The organism is Desulfosporosinus lacus DSM 15449 (assembly GCF_900129935.1).
Lineage (GTDB): Bacteria > Bacillota > Desulfitobacteriia > Desulfitobacteriales > Desulfitobacteriaceae > Desulfosporosinus > Desulfosporosinus lacus.
Window position 1 is genome coordinate 25,212 of sequence record NZ_FQXJ01000017.1, and the last position, 18,934, is coordinate 44,145.

Below are 18,934 nucleotides of genomic sequence, written 5' to 3' on the forward strand. Positions count from 1 at the left end.
ATGGCGCCGAAAGTTAAACTTCCGAAACCGGGAGAATTAGCTAAGATAGAATTTAAGACACCGGCAACGGATTGGATGGATACACCAGTTGAATTCAAACCGGGTACTTTTTGCTGGGGATCAAAAGAAAAAGATCTGCTCACGTTAGGTTTACCTAACCCAAGACAGTGGTCGCCAGCCGACGAAGACTGGAAGGTACCGGAGGGTTGGGAAACTACCATCTTGGAAGGAATGGCTGAAAGACTCAGTAAGTATCGTTCTTTCAAGATTTTCATGGACATTTGCGTCAGATGCGGTGCCTGTGCTGATAAATGTCATTTTTATATCGCCACTGGTGACCCCAAAAATATGCCGGTTCTAAGGGCAGAGCTGATAAGATCTGTCTACAAAAAGTATTTCACAAAATCAGGGAAGTTCCTTGGACGTTTGGCTGGGGCAAGAGAACTGGATATGGACGTCTTAAAGGAATGGTGGTCTTACTTTTTCCAATGTACTGAATGTCGTAGATGTTCCGTTTTCTGTCCATATGGTATCGACCAAGCGGAGGTCACGATCATTGGCAGAGAACTTCTGAATCTAGTCGGTTTGAACATTGATTGGATTTCGGGACCGGTTGCGAATTGCTACATGAAGGGAAATCACCTTGGGCTGGAGCCTCATGCGATTGCCGGAAATATTGAATCCATGGTAGACGATATTGAGGATATAACGGGTATTAGGGTTAATCCAACCTTTAACAGAAAAGGTGCCGAGATATTGTTTATCACTCCTTCAGGAGACCTTTTAGGTGAACCTGGGATTCAAACTTGTATGGGATATCTCATGCTTTTCCATGAACTTGGTCTTGACTATACTTGGAGCACCTATGCTTCCGAGGGTGGAAACTTCGGTTTCTTTACATCGAATGACATGGCGAAGAGACTCAATTACAAGATTTATGCAGAAGCAAAACGACTAGGGGTAAAATATATTATTGGTGGGGAATGCGGCCATATGTGGAGGGTCCTGAATCAATATATGGATACTTGGCATGGTCCTGCAGACTTCCTGGAGGTTCCGGTATCGCCAATAACAGGCACAGTCTTTGAAAATGCTAGATCCACTAAAATGATTCATATTTCCGAATTCACGGCTGACTTAATTAAACACAACAAATTAAACCTAGACCCAACTCGCAATGATCATCTGAAGGTAACCTTTCATGACTCGTGTAATCCTTCTAGGGGCATGGGACTTCTCGATGAACCGAGAGAAATTATTAAGGCTGTTTGTAATAATTTCTATGAGATGCCAGAGAACACGATCCGAGAAAAGACATTCTGTTGCGGAGCCGGATCAGGGCTTAATGCCTCTGAAAATATGGAACAGCGTATGAGAGGTGGATTCCCTCGAGCTAATGCCGTTAAGTATGTGCAAGAAAAACATGGAGTTAACATGTTAGCTAACATTTGTGCAGTTGACCGGGCCCATTTCCCGGCTCTAATGGACTACTGGAATCCAGGTGTAGGGGTCACCGGTGTGACTGAATTACTAGCAAATGCGTTAGTGATGAAAGGCGAGAAAGAGAGAACCACTAACCTTCGCTTTGAAGACTTGCCGGGAAAAGGGGGTAATGAGTAATGTATAAAGGCGGAAAAATATTTGCTTCACTCATTATCTTTGCAGCGCTTTTCACTATACCGTTCTTCTATAATATGGGGAAAGTCAATGCTGGACCGGATGTAGCGCTAAATACTGCCGCTATCCAACAGTTGCCGGCATCTGAGCAACAATGTGTTGAGTCACCGGAATTTATGAGAGCCAATCACATGCAACTTCTCAATCAATGGAGAGAAGAAGCAGTTCGAAATGGTCAGACTGTCTATGTTAATAGTCAAGGAAAAGAATTCGAAATTAGTCTTCAAGATACGTGCCTGAAATGTCATGCAACTGAGTCGGCTTCGAAACCGGCAGTTCTGAACAATCCAGTATCGACTACAGCAGGAGTGAGTAATCCGGCTTTAAACGAGTCACCTGAATTTTGTGCCTCCTGCCACGATTATTCAGCTGTGAAGCCGTTATGTTGGAGTTGCCATTTTGAGCCAAAGGAGGCAACTAAATGAGCATCAATAGACGACAATTTCTGAGAAGAGCTGGTATGATCACTGCTTTGGGACTAGGGAGTTCCTTTATAATTAGCGGTTTCCGTAAAAAAGAGGTTGCTGAAGCAGCTGGATTTGCCAAGGCTCCAAAAGATTTACCGGCTAAACGTTGGGCTATGGTTGTCGATATGAGTAAATTCAAAACCGACGCTGATATTAATGGGGTTATTGAAGCTTGTCATAAGCTTCATAATGTTCCTAAATTCCCAAACACAAAAGATGAGATTAAATGGATATGGAAAGATGATTATCATCATACCTTTGCAGGTGGGCATAACGAATATTTGGATGATCATGTATTGCACAGTCCTTTTATGGTATTATGTAATCATTGTGAGAATCCTCCTTGCGTGAAGGCATGTCCTACTCAGGCTACGTTCCAGAGACCGGATGGTATAGTCGCAATGGACTTTCATCGCTGTATAGGATGCAGATTCTGTATGGGTGCCTGTCCCTTCGGAGCGAGAAGCTTTAACTTTAGAGATCCAAGGCCCTTTATTGAAGGAGAAATTTCTCCGGATTATCCAACAAGAACTCCAGGTGTCGTAGAAAAATGTAATTTTTGTTACGAACGTCTGGCAGACGGTCTCATGCCAGCTTGTGTGGAAAAATCTAACGGTGGATTAATATTTGGAGATTTAGATGATCCTAATTCAGAAGTGCGGAAAATTGTCAGTACGAAATTTACTATTCGACGCAAACCGGAATTGGGCACTCAGCCAAGTGTTTACTACCTGGTAGGGGGTGGCGAAGATGCTTGAGAAAGCACTGTCGGGCAGTAAAAGGTATTGGATTTGGGTTACACTGTTATTAGCTGTTATCGCTGTTGGCTTATTTGCTTATATGAATCAGTTTAACAATGGTTTAGGTGTTACAGGCATGAGCCGGGATGTATCATGGGGATTATATATTGCCCAATTTACTTTCCTTGTGGGTGTCGCTGCTTCTGCTGTTATGCTTGTTTTGCCATATTATCTGCATGACTTTAAGAAATTCGGCAAGATGGTTATCCTGGGAGAGTTTTTAGCAATCCCGGCTGTGATAATGTGTATCTTATTTATCTTCGTAGACTTAGGGCAACCGATGCGGATTATGAACGTAATCCTCCATCCAAGTCCACGATCAGTCATGTTTTATGATATGATTGTCTTATGCGGATATCTTCTCATAAACTTAGTCGTTGGCTGGACGACTCTCGGTGCTGAACGTAAGGGAGCACCATCACCAAAATGGGTTAAACCAATCATTTATCTATCAATCCCTTGGGCTGTTAGTATTCATACAGTTACAGCCTTCTTATACGCCGGTTTACCCGGTAGGCATCTCTGGTTATCTGCTATTATGGCAGCGCGCTTCCTGGCATCTGCCTTCGCAGCTGGTCCGGCAATCCTGATTCTTTTATGCTTTATCGTTAAAAAGGTCAGTAAGTTTGATCCGGATCCTGGTGTGGGAGCAATTCAGTCCCTTGTTAAAATTGTTCGATATGCCATGATTGCCAATGTATTCTTCTATATTTTAGAGTTATTCACTGCATTCTATAGTAATATCCCAGAATACAGTGCACCTTTAAGATATATCTTCTTTGGCTTAGATGGTCATACGAGTCTGGTTCCCATTATGTGGACAGCTACTGCCTTAGCCTTTTTAGGAATTGCATTGCTCGTTTTCCCAACCCGGAAAAATGGAGCGACCTTAACTATCGGCCTATTGTCAATCATTATTGCTAACTGGATTGATAAAGGTATGATCCTAATTGTTGCAGGTTTTGTCCCAAATTCCTTTGAAAGAGTCATTGAATATGCACCGACTCTTAATGAGATATTAGTGACGTTAGGTGTCTATGCTATTGGAGCGTTGCTAATCACAATACTCTATAAAGTTGCAATATCAGTTAGAGAAGAGAAAGCAAGCTAGAGTTAGGTATTGATGGTCTTTGATGCTTGTTTGGGGGGTGAGGGATTATCATTCAGAATGTGCTGTCCCAGCACGAATTGAAACTGTAAAATCACGTAAGTGGATAGACAGTACTAAGTCCTGTAACTTAATCTCAAACAGTATCAATTTTATAAACACACATAAGGAGGAATTTGAATTATGGCTCAATTACAAGTCGGCGATTTAACTGTTGAACTGGACGAAGACGGTTTTCTTGAGGATCATTCAGCATGGAATGAAGATGTAGCTCATGCTCTTGCTGCTACTGAGGAAGTAGAAGAACTTACTGAAGATCATTGGAAAATGATCAACTATCTCCGTGACTATTATGAGCAGTTTGGTGTTGCACCAATGGTTCGTAAAATGGTTAAAGACACTGGTTATGACCAAAAGAAAATCTACGAATTATTCCCAGCTGGCCCAGGAAAAGGTGCTTGTAAAATTGCTGGACTTCCTAAACCAACCGGTTGCGTATAAGCCTCTAGGTTTTGTTTATTCGATTACAGTCCACTCCAAAAGAGCCATCACACTTGTGATTGGCTCTTTTTTTAGATGATAATCGATAGTATTAATATTTTTAAGATGAGGTTTAAGGGTGAAGATTTTAATTAAAATTTCTTAAAATGAATTTATGATATTACCAAAAGTAGCCGAGGGGCAGGACTTCCAGGTATGATGTAGAATATATAGGAAAATAGTCTCGTTTCGGAAAGGATAATGATATGGAACAACTGGAGTATCGGCTCTTCGACGAGCAAAAGAATTTTCCGGCGCTTTATCACTTCAAATCTATCGATAAAGAGGAAGTTATGGTTCGCTTCTTAGCGGATTACTTGGTCAAGGATGGTGTCGTTTACGAAAAAACTTCGAATGCAATTGAGGTCCCACTTTATATTATCTATGTTAAACTTTCAGAAGATGAAAAACCTTTGCTAAATAATCGATTATCGAAAGTTGCAACGGGTTATATTGTCTTAGAAATAAGAGAATTTATTGAGTATGCATCTGAATATCCGGTCATAACAAATTTAGAATTCACTTCATTATCAGACCTGGCTCTTCTCGCACAATGCAATTACTTGACATTAGGTGGTGTAGAGTGGGAAAAGACTTCTTTTGAGGTCGATGAGGACCGACAGAGATATGTTCTTTATGCAATCAAAACACGTTAAGTGAATTAATTTTGAAAGGGGAAACTAGGTGAACAAGAGTTCTAAGATGGTGAGTTTATTTCTTTCAACTGCGTTAGTGTTTGGAACCGTTGCATGTGCTCCGCAACAACAGCAGCAAGTCTATGATCAAGAAGGTAATCCGATCACGGTTGAAGAAGATGACGATGACGACGGCTTTTTTGGTATGTTTTTAGCCCCCTTCGGTTTTTCCAGGAAGCATTCTTCCAGTGGAATACGTCCTGTACAGCCATCAGGGGTTACTAGCGGCGGGTCCAGTTATCCAAACACAGACAGTTCAGGTTCGACCAATAATCCCGGTTCGACGAATAGTAATGCCGGTATTTCATCTGGGAGCAGTACAAAGAGTTCAACTGGAATTTCAAGCGGCACACATGGCGGGATCGGAGGAGGTGGCTCAAGTGCAAGCTGAGCCGTCCTATGGGGAAATCAGAGAACGACTTTATGGACCGCTGCGTTCTGTTTTTTCTTGGGATCGCTTGGATGGTGTAGAATATGGGCTGGCTGGGATTCATTATATTACCCAAGAATTTCGCGGAGAAATTGCCTTCGCTACAGAAGCCTTGGGCAAGATTTTTGCCAAAACTGTCTATGCGGTACAAACTGCTGATGACACACTATTACATGCATTGGGAATACCTAATGAGGTGCTCACTACGGCTCGTATTATTGTAAAACCTGAAATGGTCACGGTAATAGGCCGATTTGATTTTATTAATACGGTTGAGGGACTCAAGATGATTGAGTTCAACTCAGACACACCAACGAGTGTTGTTGAAGCCTTCTATGCTAACCATAAAGCCTGCTCCTATTTTGGCGCAAGAAGCATAAATGATGGTATGGAAGTACATATCAAAGAAGCCTTTAAGAAAATTCTTGAATCATACAAGGAGCTAGGTTATGCTACTGACTCTATAGTATTTAGTGCTTTAGGCTGGCACAATGAGGATAGGGATACAGTGAGGTATTTGTTGGATCAATCCGGTTTGCCGGCAACATTTGTTGCCCTTGAAGATCTGCGTATTTCGGGCGATCGTTTGTGCGCGTCAATTGACGAACAGCTTGTACCTATTGACGTCTGGTATCGTCTTCATGCCCTTGAGAAACTGGCGGTGGAACGTGATGAACAAGATCAATATCCTACGGGTGCCCATGTACTTGATCTCGTGGCTAGAGGTAAGCTGGCAATCATTAATCCTCCATCAGCCTTCGTAGCTCAATCGAAAGCACTCCTTAGCCTTATCTGGAATCTGCATGAAGTCGGAGAGTTCTATACCACTGAGGAACACCAGATGATTGAGAAGTATATGCTGCCTACTTACATGGAAAATCAGTTTAAAAATAAGTATCCTTATGTAACAAAGCCCATCTTTGGTCGAGAAGGTGGTGCTGTTTGTTTGCATGAAGCAGATGGTACACTGGTAGAACGGGACAAAGACAATGATTATTGGGATCAACCTATGGTTTATCAGAAACGAGTTGAAATGGAAGAGGTTGAATGCAATACAGAAATTGGGCAGTTCACAGGCCGGTTACTTTGGGGATCTTTCTTGGTTGGGGGTAAAGCCTCAGCCATCAGCGCACGAATCGGGGAGAGAATAACTGGTAATCTGGCGTGTTTCTTACCAACGGGAATAAAAGTAGAGTGAGGTGGAATTGGGTTTATGTATTTAATAAACTTTTTAATCTATTTAGGAGTTACAATTCCCTTAATGGTTTTCTCTGTGATGCTTTTTACCTTCACAACACCTTATAAAGAGTTTAAAATTCTAGCTGATGGAGATGATCTGGACAATCCTCGCAAAGTTTCTGCAGCAAAAGCTGTGGCCTTTGATTTAGGGGGCAAGGTCTTAGGAACAGCCATTTTGCTTGCATCCGCTATTTATCACTCTATAGGCATCTGGGACATGATTGCTTGGACTTTGACAGGGACGATCTCCCTTATAATCGTTTACTGGCTCTTTGAGGTATTAACTCCTATGCTCAAAGTTCGCCATGAAATTCCGAATGGAAATATTGCTGTAGGATTCTTCTCTTTTTGTTTAAGCTTAGCAACCGGGATCTTAATGGCTTCTTTAATTAGTTACTAATCGGGATTTTTTGTATTCTTCTCGGACTCGTGGAACAAGGTGTAATATGCTGTACTGCAGTTAGATTATTTTAGGCAGTTGCGAGTAAGAATTATTATTTCGAAATCAGGAAGGCTTCCAAGCGAACCCCTCACTTTGATGACTTGGAAGCCTTCTTTCTATAACAATTTAATTTGCCGCAGTTGAAATGTATGTCTAAGAGGGATGGGAATAGTTTATAATTTGTTTATATACTGTTTAGGGAAAATCAAGACCCCTAGGTTAGAATATATATAGGATCTTAAAAATAAATAGGGAGTTGACAAGATGAAATTCAAAAAGAAATCAGTGATGCTTGTAAGTTTCACGGTTGGAACACTGTTGTTAGCAACAACAGCTCTAGCTGACATTGCAAGTAAAAGCGGGTATGATGAACTTAAGGGTGCGATTAAGCTAACAACTGAACAAGCCAGCGAAAAGTTTGACAGTTTCACCCTGGATTATTCTATGGCTTTGAAGGATAATGGAAAGACCTTAGAGTCTAGTAACGAAACTCTAAAGGTGGATAGAACAAAGGATGCTTCTGAAAACATATCTTCAGGTTTAAGCGCAAACGGGGATAAAAGATCTTCTCAGAGTTATTCTGACAAGACGACCATGATTCGGGTGAGTGAGAGTGACCCGACTTACTATGTGACTGAATTTACCAAGGAAAGAAAAGATGAGGCTTTTAATAATCCTTTCAAGGAAGAAGAAGCCGCTGATATTGAAAAAATAGTTGATGCTGTTGTAGGAAGTCTTAAAGATCATGTGGTAGTTACAGAAAATCCTGATGGAAGCAAAGCAATCACAGGTTCTCTAACAGAGGTTCAAATCCCGTCTTTAGTCAATGCTGTTGCTTCGTTTCAGTTAAAGCAGGAGTTCAATAATCAAAATAATAACCAAAATAACAGCAAGATGCCTCGTCTGACCAAGGATGTCTTTGTCAAAGAGGTAAAAGGTTCAGCAAAAGTAAACGCAGATGGCGTGATGGAAAGTATCCTGGGAACTGCAGTGTTGTCGGGGAAAGATGAGCAAGGGACTGTCCATGAAATATCCCTTGAGGCTTTAGTTAAAGTGATGGACATTAACACCACAACGGTCACAAAGCCTGATCTTACGGGGAAGAAAGTTGTTAAGGACATTGCCAGATATGGAGACGCTGAGATGTCTAATCCTGAAAAGTTCGTAGGCAAATTTAAAAACGACATCATAATTGAGAAAGACAACAAATTTATCAAAGTCGGTGAGCGGTTTGTGGATATCACTCAAATAGACGGAAAGAGTGTCACGGGTAGATATTACTCAGAGTTTAAGCCCGAATTTGAAGAATATGCTGCAAGTTTAAGTGATTTCAAATTTGAAGCCAAATTTGAACAAGATCAAAAAACGAGTGCGAATTTTGAAGGCACAAACGATTCTGGAGATAAAGTACGAGGTCATATCTATCTGAGTGAATATGAAGGCCAAGTAAACTTTAATATTGATAATTTCAATGGATCTTTCGGAAGTGGTTTGATGTTTAATTCATCCTTTAGTCCTGTTTTAGATTAAGAGCGCAAGTCACAACGAAGAGGTGATGACTGCCGGGATATATCCCGGCAGTCGCCTTAGTTTCTCACGATGGAGGTTGAGCATGGAAAAAGTTATTGAGATCATGAATCTGACCAAATCTTATGGAAATGGTCGCGGAATTTACGATCTGAATTTGGATATCTATAAAGGGGATATCTTTGGTTTTCTTGGACCGAACGGGGCAGGAAAAACGACGGCTATGAAGATTATGACAGGGCTTATCCGACCTGAACAAGGTGATGTTAGAATTTTAGGACACAGTGTAACGGAAGAGTATGAGAAGGCCATGGCAAAGGTAGGATGTCTGATTGAAATTGCAGAGTCTTATCATTATCTGAGTGCCTTTGATAATCTAAGACAACTAGCACGCTATTATCCTGGTGTTGATCATAAACGAATTGATGAGGTTCTTGAACTGACGGGAATGCTTAAATTTAAGCATGAAAAGTCGAAAAAGTTTTCTCTTGGCATGAAACAGCGCTTAGGACTTGCAGCAGCCGTATTGTCCAGACCTCAGGTCGTCATTCTTGATGAACCCTTAAATGGGCTTGATGTCGAGGGTATGATTGATATTCGCAAGATGATCCAGCATTTAGCGGAAAAGGAACAGACTACGTTTTTCATTTCCAGTCATTTGATCCATGATGTAGAGTTAACCTGTAATCGCATCGGGGTAATCTACAATGGAAAAATATTAAATGTCGAAAACACTCAAACGATTTTGAAAAACTATGCGACACTTGAGAATTACTTTGTAAGTGAGGTAGAGAGAAATGGCCGTGTTTCAAGCAGCGCTTCTTAATGAACTGGAGAAGCTCTATAAAAAGAAAAAAGTCTTAGTTGCCATTTTGCTGTCTCTTGCAGTAATTGTTATTGGGCAATTGGTGATTGTTGGAGTAAGAAGCGGATTCGGACTTAGAGGAACGGGAAGTGTAGAATTCCCAATGCTTGTACTATCGGTTGTGGTCAATACCATTTTGCCACTTTTTACAGCCTTAGTTGCAATTGACAGTTTCTCAGGTGAGTTTACTCAAAACAGTATGCGCATCACTCTGACTCGACCTGTCAGTCGATTTAAGATCTATACAGCAAAAATTACAGCCATTGTCTTATTTATCTTGGGAGCTCTTCTTCTGCTCCTTGTTTTTTCTCTGCTGGCTGGATTTATCTTTAATACCAATTCGGCGACACTTGATTCATTGAGCAGAACTGTGTTTTCTTACTTCGTGAGCTTGCTTCCCTTGACTGTTTTGGCTTTAGCCATTGCCCTGTTGGCAAATATCTTCAAGAGCGGAATAGCTGTCTTTTTTGTCTCCATTTTAACATTCCTTGCCTTAAAAGTGCTTGGTGTACTTTTTTCTCAGTATTCAAGTTTGTTCTTGACGACTCAACTTGACTGGTATAATCTATTTCTGGTAAATTCTTTTCCAATGTTAAAGATTTTGCGTCAGTTTTTAATTATGCTCGGGTCTGGGATCATGTTGTTTACGGCAGGGTTCTATATCTTTGATAAAAAGGAATTTTAAGGTGACGGTATGAAACTCAAAACACGTATGATTTTAGCCAATGCTTCGACAGTAATCATTCCTACGATCATTACTGTTCTAGTTGCATTGGTTGCTTTTTTTGTCTTCGACAAGTTATTCGGAAGTGGGATTTCTTATGAACATCAACAAAAACAGTCAATGATCAAGGTTAAGCTCATCAATGAAACCAGCACCTGGAAACAGACACCCGAGGTTTTGGAAGAAGAGAGTTATCAGAAGTATCTCCTTGAACAGCTTGCTGAGATTCATGGGGAGCTTATGTTGATCAAGGATGATGAAGTGGAATTTTCCTCCAAGAAGTTTTCTAAAATTGAAGTGGCCAAAAGTTTAGCGTCAGGGAATATAAAGGGAAGGAACGAACCTGTTGTTATCAATGATGTTTCCTATACTGTCTTTGTTACGGATCTTATGTATAAAGAAGGCTCTAAGGGGAGTTTGCTGTTACTTGTGCCTGTAGATCGGTGGGAGACAAGTTTTACAGGTTTAATCGCACTAGTTTCTATTACGTTCATAATTACCTTTGCGATAACGAATATTATTATCTCCTATCAATTTTCACGAAGTATTATCAATCCTCTATATACCTTGCAAAGTGCTGCTGCAGAAATAGCTAAAGGGAATCTCGACTACTCGATTGTTGAGGAAGGGGATCGGGAAATTCAAGAGTTGTGTCGTGATTTGGAACTTATGCGCATTAAGCTAAAAGAGTCAGTACACACTCAATTGAAGTATGAGGATAATCGAAAGTTGCTCATTTCTAGTATCTCTCATGATTTAAAGACCCCTGTAACCTCCATCAAAGGCTACGTAGAAGGTATTTTGGATGGGATAGCCAGTAATCCGGATAAAATGGAACGCTATTTAAAGACTATAGCCTTAAAGGCTCACCAAATAGATCAAATGATTGACGATCTTTTACTTTATGCCAAACTGGATTTAAACCAGATTCCTTTTGATTTTGAGAGAGTAGACATCGCAGAGTATTTCCAGCATTGTATACTGGAAAATGAACCGGAGTTAGAAAGTAATAAGATTGTGATTTCCTTTCACAATGAGCTGAATCATAAGCGAAATGTCCTGTTAGATCGAGAAAGAATGAAACGAGTCATTATGAACATTCTGGATAATTCTCGTAAGTACATGTGCAATGATCAAGGTGAAATTAACATCTTTCTTCGAGAAACTGTTGCCAGTATCATCGTCGAGCTTCGTGATAATGGTTCCGGGATCAACGAAGGAGATTTACCTCATATTTTTGATCGATTCTATCGGGCGGATGCGGCTCGAACCAAAGGCAGCGGGTTAGGACTGGCCATTGCAAAGCAGATCATTGAAGGGCATAATGGAAGGGTATGGGCTGTCAGCCATGGAAAAGAAGGGACCAGTATCATGATCTCGCTCAGTAAGTCATGATGATGGGGGAAAGCAATGAACAAGAAGATATTAATCATTGAAGATGACTCAAGTATTGCAGAGTTACAAAAGGACTATCTGGAAGTTGCAGGTTTCGAGGTTAGTGTCTATGACAATGGAATTGAAGGATTAAGAGCGTTCCAAGAGCATGAGGTTGATCTGCTCATTCTGGATATTATGTTGCCGGGAATGGATGGTTTAGAGATTTTACGCAGTTTGAAAGAAGATAAAGATGTACCTGTTATTTTAGTATCCGCTAAAAAAGAAGAAATTGACAAGATCAAAGGGCTAAGTTTAGGGGCTGATGATTACATAACGAAACCCTTTAGTCCAGGGGAACTGGTGGCGAGGGTAAAAGCCCATTTGGAAAATTACGAGAGGCTCAAACTTCGGTTTAGCGAAGGGGCTAAGAAGTCAAACATTTTGACGATTCGGGGACTTAAAATCGACAAGGATTCACGCAGAGTTTTTGCTCTCGGCAAGGAAGTGAATCTGGCTCAGAAAGAATATGCCTTACTCTTGTATTTAGCTCAAAATCCAAACAGGGTTTTTGGGCGTGAGGAGTTATTTGAACGTGTTTGGGGTTTAGATGCTTTAGGTGACTCTGCCACAGTCACAGTTCATATCGCTCGAATACGCGAAAAAATTGAGAGTGACGTATCTAATCCTCAATATGTAGAAACGGTTTGGGGTGCGGGGTATCGGTTTAGGATATAGTGAATCTAAATTTTAAACTGTCTACAGCTAGCACTAACCAAGTTTTCTTCAAGAAAAGACTCTCCTTTCTAATGAAAGATTGGAGAGCTTTTTTAAGGTATTCCAAAGGAGGTTAAGAGATGAATCAACTATTGACTGCTCGCAAAAAAGTGATCGAAAAGGGGATAGAAATACTTGCAACGAACCTAACGGTTGGGACATGGGGGAATATCAGTTGTCGGATTTCTGGAGAGAATTACATAGCGATCACTCCTACCGGAATGAATTACGATGACTTGGAGCCTGAAGATATCGTAATAATGGACTTAGAAGGAAATATAATTAATGGTATTCGAAAGCCTTCTATTGAAGTTCCTTTACATTTATCGATTTATAAAGCACGAGAGGATGCCAAGGCTATTGTACATACTCATAGTGCTTATGCAACTGCTATGGCTGTCGCACGAAAAGAAATTCCGGGAGCAATTGAAGACTTAGTCCAGATCGCAGGCGGTAATGTAAGGGTCAATGAATACGCATTACCCGGAACGGAGCAACTGGGCATTAATACAGTTAAAGCACTTGAAGGCCGAAATGCAGTTTTGTTAGCTAACCATGGTATGTTGGGGGTAGGGCGCGATTTAGATGAAGCATTGAAAGTATGTCAAGTTGTTGAAAAATCAGCACAAATCGTTCTTCTAGCGCAAATGATGGGTGGAGCAATTGAGTTATCCCAAGGGGATATTGACGGAATGCGTAATTTCTACCTAAAAGGTTATGGTCAGAAGTGACAAAGGAGTCATTGATTAATTCAACGAAGACTCCCACTTTGTTTATTTGTGATAAACCGTATATAATAGGGCGATCTAAAGATTGTTGAAGAAATTCACGATTTTAGAGTATAATTAGTAAGGACAACACATAATTGCTCGAATTGCATATAATAGATACTTACCAGACCGTATTTTAGTTTGAATTAACATTGAGTTAATGTCGAACACACTTTAATTCTAGTTCCTTAACGAGAAGCAAGAAAGAAGGTAATCATAAAATGGATTTAAAATTTACTATTCGAGATTTATCATTAGCATCAGAAGGACAGCGGAAAATTGATTGGATCATTCCTCGAATGCAAGTGCTTAACAGTATACGTAAGGAATTTGAAAAACAATTGCCTTTTGCAGGAAAGAAAGTTGTAATTTGTTTGCACCTAGAAGCTAAGACTGCTTATCTCGCACAGGTGATTAAAGCTGGAGGGGCAGAGGTGACTGTAGTTGCCAGCAATCCTCTCTCTACTCAAGATGATGTTGTGGCTGCTCTTGTTCAAAGTGGGATCGGGGCACATGCTTGGTACAATGCGACAGAGGAAGAGTATAATTCTCATCTGCAGTTGGCACTCGATACCGAACCCGATTTTATTATCGATGATGGGGGAGACTTAGTTTCAACCATCCACACAACTCGTCCTGAACTTCTGAAGAAAGTTAAGGGCGGAGCCGAAGAGACGACAACTGGTGTTTTACGTTTGCATTCAATGGCCCGTGATGGGGTCCTGAAGTTTCCGATGGTAGCTGTCAATGACGCCCAATGCAAGTATTTGTTTGATAACAGATATGGTACCGGACAATCCGTTTGGGATGGAATCATGCGCACGACGAACTTGGTAGTGGCTGGTAAAACAGCTGTTGTTGCTGGGTATGGCTGGTGTGGTAAAGGAGTTGCTCTGCGGGCTAAAGGATTAGGAGCGCGAGTAATCATTTGCGAGATTAACCCTATCAAAGCAAACGAGGCCTTGATGGATGGATTCGAAGTAATGCCTATGGTTGAAGCAGCAAAGCACGGGGATTTCTTTATAACGGTTACCGGCAATATGAATGTAATCAATAAGGAGCACTTTATTGTCATGAAATCCGGTGCAATTATGTGTAATGCAGGACATTTCGATATTGAAGTTAACGTAGCCCAATTAAAAGAAATCTCTGTCTCCGAAAGAACAGCTCGAACAAATATTACTGAGTACACCCTTCCTAACGGTCAAAACCTATATGTACTGGCCGAAGGCCGATTAGTTAATCTGGCTGCCGGAGATGGGCATCCGGCAGAAGTTATGGATATGACATTTGCTTTACAAGCTCTGTCTTTAGAATATATTGCTTTGAATCATGAGAAGTTAGAGCCTAAAGTCTATCAAGTCAATACAGAAATAGACGAAAAAGTAGCGATGCTGAAACTTCAATCTCTAGGTTTATCAATTGATAAATTAACCGAAGAGCAGGAAGCTTATCTGGGGTCTTGGAGTTCAGAAGCGTGAAATAAGGAATATAGAATAAAAGTTTAAATATACAATGGCAATTTCCAAGTTTTATTCAGAAGGTGCCTGACCGTAGAGATATGATCAGCACCTTTTTTTATATATTCGCCTTTCCAAGAAAGGACAGAGTAATTGTTTCAGAGATAAAAGTTGCCCCCATATCCTATAAAATATCTATGTGTTAAGATATAATAGTTGAGATCAAAATATCTATTAAACACATTGTTAAGTATATTTAGACTTCATCATGTTATATCCTGACAAGTTTAGATAGTTAATGTATAAAGAGAGGCTTAGGAATGGAAAGAACGCTTATAGTCGCAGAAAAGCCTTCACAAGCTCGTGAATATGCTGCAGCCCTGGGAGTAAGAGGAAGAGGCGACGGATACCTGGAAAATGAAAAGTATGTGATTACATGGTGCTATGGACACCTTTTAGAGCTGGAGCGTCCTGAAGCATATATGGATTTGGATCGAGTAGGGAAACGCTGGAGTTTAAATCGTTTACCGGTGTTACCCAGTTTGCAGGCCTTTCGTCGGGTGGTTAAATCCGGAGCTGCTAAACAATATGAAGTAATCCAAAATTGGTTAAGGTCTTCGGACATTGGAGAGATTATTTGTGGAACGGATGCTGACAGGGAAGGGCAGTTGCTTTTTCAGGAAGTATGGGATGCCGCTAAGTGTAATAAGCCCTTGTCAAGGCTGTGGATTTCCTCGCTGACAACTGCGGCTATACAAGAAGGATTGAAAAGCCTTCGTTCCGCAGAGTCGGTAGCAGGATTGGCGGCTGCCGGAAATGGCCGTGCCCTTGCAGATTGGGATTTCGGAATGAATCTGACGGAAGGGTTCACCGCCTTATTTGGGAGCTTCGATGCTGTAAGGAAAAAACCCAATGTTATTTCTATAGGGAGAGTACAGACCCCGACACTTGCGTTGATTGTCGAGCGAGAATGGGAAATTGAAGGCTTTGTTGCTCAGCCATTCTTTGAAGTCAGGGCTGAATTTTCGAGTGCAAATGGGGAGTATCTCGGTAAATGGTTTGATCCAAGCGAGGACTCAAAACGGATTACAGATCCTCAAGTTGCCGAGAAGATCGTAGCCAGAACTCAAGGAAAACCAGGAAGAATTACTAAAATAGAACAAAAAAACGTACAGGAGCCTGCGCCCCTGCTCTTTGATCTGACCTCGCTGACGATTGCTGCTTCCAAAAAATATGGGTTTAGTGCGGAAAAGGTTCTCCAATTAGCCCAGTCACTCTATGAGAAAAAAGCTATTACTTACCCACGAACTGATTGTGCTTATCTCTCAGAAGACATTGTTCCAAAGTTGCCGGATCATCTTAAAGCTGTACACCAAGAGCCCTATTCGAGTTTGGCAGATGAAGCCAGTCTATTAGGTGTGCCGAAAGGTAAACGCGTAATCAATACGATCACTGCCCATCATGCCATCATTCCGACGACTGAAAAAGTCGCCATTCACAAGCTCAATCGTGAAGAACAGAACCTCTATGATTTAGTCGTTCGACGTTTTCTGGCTGTTTGGTTTCCCCCTGCTCAATATCATCAGACGGATGTAGTAACAATGATCGAGGGTGAATCTTTTCGAACCAAAGGCAAGGTATTATTAAGCCTGGGATGGAAGAAAATTTACGACCCAGATGATTTAGAGGATGAGGGTGTCAAAAAGGGCAAGAAGAAGGACAAGCGGGAGCAGACAGAGGATGAGAACGCAACTCTGCCTCCTTTGAGTAAGGGGGAAGAGGTGCAGACAAAACGTGTTTTCAGCGAAGAAAAGAGCACAAAACCGCCAAAACGCTTTACCCAAGGAGACCTTCTCAAAGCCATGGAAGGTGCAGGCAAGCAGATTGATGATGAGGTGCTCCGTCAGCAATTGAAAGGGAAAGGGTTAGGTACTGTGGCGACTCGTCCGGCTATTATGGAAAACTTAATTGACCGGGGATACATACTGCAGGATCATAAGGCTTTGAAACCCACAGAAAAAGGGGTCGAACTTATTCGACTGATTAAGGAAAAACTTCCTCAGGCTCAGCTCCTTATTAGTGCGGAAATGACCGGACAAATGGAGTTTGATCTTTCTAAAGTGGAAAAAGGGGAACTAAGCATCGAACAGTATATGACAGAAGTAGAAGATGCAATCAGACGAATTATTAAGGAACTGCGTTCCTTCGAACAACGACACGGTAAAACCCCTCTGGCTCTTGCACCGACGGCACACCCTTCAACAAAGGGTAAAGGAAAAGAGGAGCCAAGAGCAAGAACTGCTCGTAAGAAAGAAAATAAGGTTCGAGAGTCCGCGAAGAAGGTTGATGACAATAAAGTAACAAACAAGAGTCAAGTACTGGCATTAGGGAACTGTCCTAAGTGTGGTGCAGAGGTGATCGAAGGCCAAAAGGGGTTTGGGTGTTCGAATTGGCGACAAGGATGTCATTTTGTCCTCTGGAAAACTCCGATCTGTGGTAAGGTGCTTACTCCAAATCAGGTTAAAAGCTTATTGAAGAAGGGGAAGACTCCGTTGATTAAAGGTTTTAAATCGAAATCGGGAAAGTCTTTCTCGGCCTATTTGATCTGGGAAGATCAGTCTGAAGCTAAGTTGAAGTTCGAAATTGAGACCTCATGAAACAGACATTTACGCTCCTGCAAAAGATTAGACAATTGTTCGCAATTTTATGGCCTATCCTGGTTGCACAAGTTACAATGTTTTCCATGAGTTTTTTTGATACTGTCATGTCTGGACAAGCAAGCACTCCAGATTTGGCGGGAGTCGCAATCGGTTCCAGCGTATGGGTGCCCATAGGTGCTGGTATAGGCGGAATTTTCGTAGCCGTAACTCCAATTGTTGCTCAATTAATAGGGGCGAGGCATAAAGAAGATATAGCTTTCCAAGTAATGCAGGGGATTTATTTAGCATTGTTGATTTCAATTCTAGTTATAGTGGGAGGAGCCTTTGCTTTAGATCCAATTCTTTCGCTCATGGGGTTGGAGGATAACGTACTTCGAATTTCACGCAGTTACTTGTTGGCACTTGCCTGTGGAATTCCGGCACTCTTTGTATATCAAGTTTTACGGGCATTTATCGATGCGTTGGGGAAAACCAGAGTATCTATGATGATTGCCCTATTGTCATTACCAATTAACGTGTCCCTGAATTATGTTCTTATTTTTGGGAAAATTGGTTTTCCAGCCTTAGGGGGTGTTGGGGCTGGTGTAGCATCTGCACTTACTTATTGGTTTTTAGCTCTTATAACATACACGATTATTAACAGTCAAAAATCCTTCGCTTCATTTCAGGTGTTTAAACATTTTTACGGAATATCACTTAAAGAATGGAAAGAACAATTAAAGACTGGCTTGCCAATTGGATTTGCTATTTTCATCGAGACCAGTATCTTTGCAGTAGTTGCTTTACTTATGAGTACATTTGATACTGTGACTATCGCAGCTCATCAGGCGGCAATGAACTTTGCTACTATGCTCTATATGGTGCCATTAAGCATTTCCTCTGCCTTAACTATTTTAGTGGGGTTTGAGGTTGGTGCTAAAAGGGATAAGGATGCTCGTCACTACAGCTATCTTGGTATGGTAATGTCAATTGGAATGGCCAGTATTTGTGCTGCAATCCTGTTACTCTTTAGGGAGCAAGTGGCTGCCTTATATTCTCGGGAAGTTGCTGTGATTCAAATGGCCCAACATTTCCTAATATATGCTGTATTCTTCCAATTATCAGATGCCATTGCTGCTCCGATCCAGGGAACGCTTCGAGGCTATAAGGATGTGAATGTAACGTTCCTCACGGCTTGCATATCCTATTGGGTTATTGGATTACCGGCAGGGTACTATATGGCTAATAATACTTCGCTCGGGGCAACGGGTTATTGGATTGGTTTAGTTCTGGGATTAGCTGTGAGTGCTATTGGTTTATTAGGGCGTCTTTTAGTCGTACAGAGCCGACATAAAAACCTAGAAGTTGCCTCTTCAGAGAAAAAAAGGATGTAGTGCTAT

Annotated in this window: 18 protein-coding genes; all 18 read left to right on the plus strand. The window is 41.2% G+C overall.

Annotated features, from left to right (window positions below; translation table 11 throughout):
* The gene (dsrK, locus tag BUB11_RS19495; RefSeq protein WP_073031522.1) at nt 1-1,620 is read left to right on the plus strand and encodes a sulfate reduction electron transfer complex DsrMKJOP subunit DsrK; all 1,620 of its coding nucleotides are present in this window, start codon (nt 1-3) and stop codon (nt 1,618-1,620) included.
* The gene (gene dsrJ, locus BUB11_RS19500) at nt 1,620-2,102 is read left to right on the plus strand and encodes a sulfate reduction electron transfer complex DsrMKJOP subunit DsrJ (protein ID WP_073031523.1); all 483 of its coding nucleotides are present in this window, start codon (nt 1,620-1,622) and stop codon (nt 2,100-2,102) included. Before dsrK ends, dsrJ begins: the two co-directional genes overlap by 1 nt.
* On the plus strand, nt 2,099-2,902 hold the full coding sequence (gene dsrO / locus BUB11_RS19505; protein WP_073031524.1) for a sulfate reduction electron transfer complex DsrMKJOP subunit DsrO: 804 nt from the start codon (nt 2,099-2,101) through the stop codon (nt 2,900-2,902). The genes dsrJ and dsrO overlap by 4 nt, the downstream gene beginning before the upstream one ends.
* The gene (gene dsrP, locus BUB11_RS19510) at nt 2,895-4,055 is read left to right on the plus strand and encodes a sulfate reduction electron transfer complex DsrMKJOP subunit DsrP (protein ID WP_073031525.1); all 1,161 of its coding nucleotides are present in this window, start codon (nt 2,895-2,897) and stop codon (nt 4,053-4,055) included. Before dsrO ends, dsrP begins: the two co-directional genes overlap by 8 nt.
* A gap of 180 nt (nt 4,056-4,235) precedes the next feature.
* Nucleotides 4,236-4,553: a TusE/DsrC/DsvC family sulfur relay protein gene (locus BUB11_RS19515; protein WP_073031526.1), complete on the plus strand. Its 318-nt coding sequence runs from the start codon at nt 4,236-4,238 to the stop codon at nt 4,551-4,553.
* A gap of 245 nt (nt 4,554-4,798) precedes the next feature.
* Nucleotides 4,799-5,248: a hypothetical protein gene (locus tag BUB11_RS19520; RefSeq protein ID WP_073031527.1), complete on the plus strand. Its 450-nt coding sequence runs from the start codon at nt 4,799-4,801 to the stop codon at nt 5,246-5,248.
* Between the two features lie 28 nt (nt 5,249-5,276).
* Nucleotides 5,277-5,678 carry a hypothetical protein gene (locus BUB11_RS19525; protein WP_073031529.1) on the plus strand — a complete coding sequence of 134 codons (402 nt, stop codon included), beginning with the start codon at nt 5,277-5,279 and terminating at the stop codon, nt 5,676-5,678.
* Complete coding sequence (locus tag BUB11_RS19530) at nt 5,668-6,915, plus strand: glutathionylspermidine synthase family protein (RefSeq protein WP_200797957.1); 1,248 nt, start codon at nt 5,668-5,670, stop codon at nt 6,913-6,915. Before BUB11_RS19525 ends, BUB11_RS19530 begins: the two co-directional genes overlap by 11 nt.
* Nucleotides 6,916-6,930: 15 nt before the next feature.
* Entirely contained in the window at nt 6,931-7,356 is a 426-nt protein-coding gene (locus BUB11_RS19535; protein ID WP_073031534.1) for a DUF350 domain-containing protein, read from the plus strand.
* A gap of 306 nt (nt 7,357-7,662) precedes the next feature.
* Nucleotides 7,663-8,928 (plus strand): hypothetical protein, encoded by a 1,266-nt coding sequence (locus BUB11_RS19540; RefSeq protein WP_073031537.1) that lies wholly within the window; start codon nt 7,663-7,665, stop codon nt 8,926-8,928.
* A gap of 82 nt (nt 8,929-9,010) precedes the next feature.
* Nucleotides 9,011-9,751 (plus strand): ABC transporter ATP-binding protein, encoded by a 741-nt coding sequence (locus BUB11_RS19545; protein ID WP_073031540.1) that lies wholly within the window; start codon nt 9,011-9,013, stop codon nt 9,749-9,751.
* Nucleotides 9,723-10,475: an ABC transporter permease gene (locus BUB11_RS19550; protein ID WP_073031543.1), complete on the plus strand. Its 753-nt coding sequence runs from the start codon at nt 9,723-9,725 to the stop codon at nt 10,473-10,475. The genes BUB11_RS19545 and BUB11_RS19550 overlap by 29 nt, the downstream gene beginning before the upstream one ends.
* 9 nt (nt 10,476-10,484) lie before the next feature.
* The gene (locus tag BUB11_RS19555; RefSeq protein ID WP_073031545.1) at nt 10,485-11,909 is read left to right on the plus strand and encodes a sensor histidine kinase; all 1,425 of its coding nucleotides are present in this window, start codon (nt 10,485-10,487) and stop codon (nt 11,907-11,909) included.
* A 15-nt stretch (nt 11,910-11,924) separates the two neighbouring features.
* Complete coding sequence (locus BUB11_RS19560) at nt 11,925-12,626, plus strand: response regulator transcription factor (RefSeq protein ID WP_073031547.1); 702 nt, start codon at nt 11,925-11,927, stop codon at nt 12,624-12,626.
* Nucleotides 12,627-12,745: 119 nt separating this feature from the next.
* Nucleotides 12,746-13,396: a class II aldolase/adducin family protein gene (locus tag BUB11_RS19565; RefSeq protein ID WP_073031549.1), complete on the plus strand. Its 651-nt coding sequence runs from the start codon at nt 12,746-12,748 to the stop codon at nt 13,394-13,396.
* Between the two features lie 260 nt (nt 13,397-13,656).
* Nucleotides 13,657-14,916 (plus strand): adenosylhomocysteinase, encoded by a 1,260-nt coding sequence (locus tag BUB11_RS19570; RefSeq protein ID WP_073031551.1) that lies wholly within the window; start codon nt 13,657-13,659, stop codon nt 14,914-14,916.
* 299 nt (nt 14,917-15,215) lie between these two features.
* The gene (locus tag BUB11_RS19575; RefSeq protein WP_073031553.1) at nt 15,216-17,552 is read left to right on the plus strand and encodes a type IA DNA topoisomerase; all 2,337 of its coding nucleotides are present in this window, start codon (nt 15,216-15,218) and stop codon (nt 17,550-17,552) included.
* Nucleotides 17,549-18,928, plus strand: a complete 1,380-nt coding sequence (locus BUB11_RS19580) for an MATE family efflux transporter (protein ID WP_073031555.1) — start codon at nt 17,549-17,551, stop codon at nt 18,926-18,928. The genes BUB11_RS19575 and BUB11_RS19580 overlap by 4 nt, the downstream gene beginning before the upstream one ends.
* Nucleotides 18,929-18,934 lie beyond the last annotated feature (6 nt).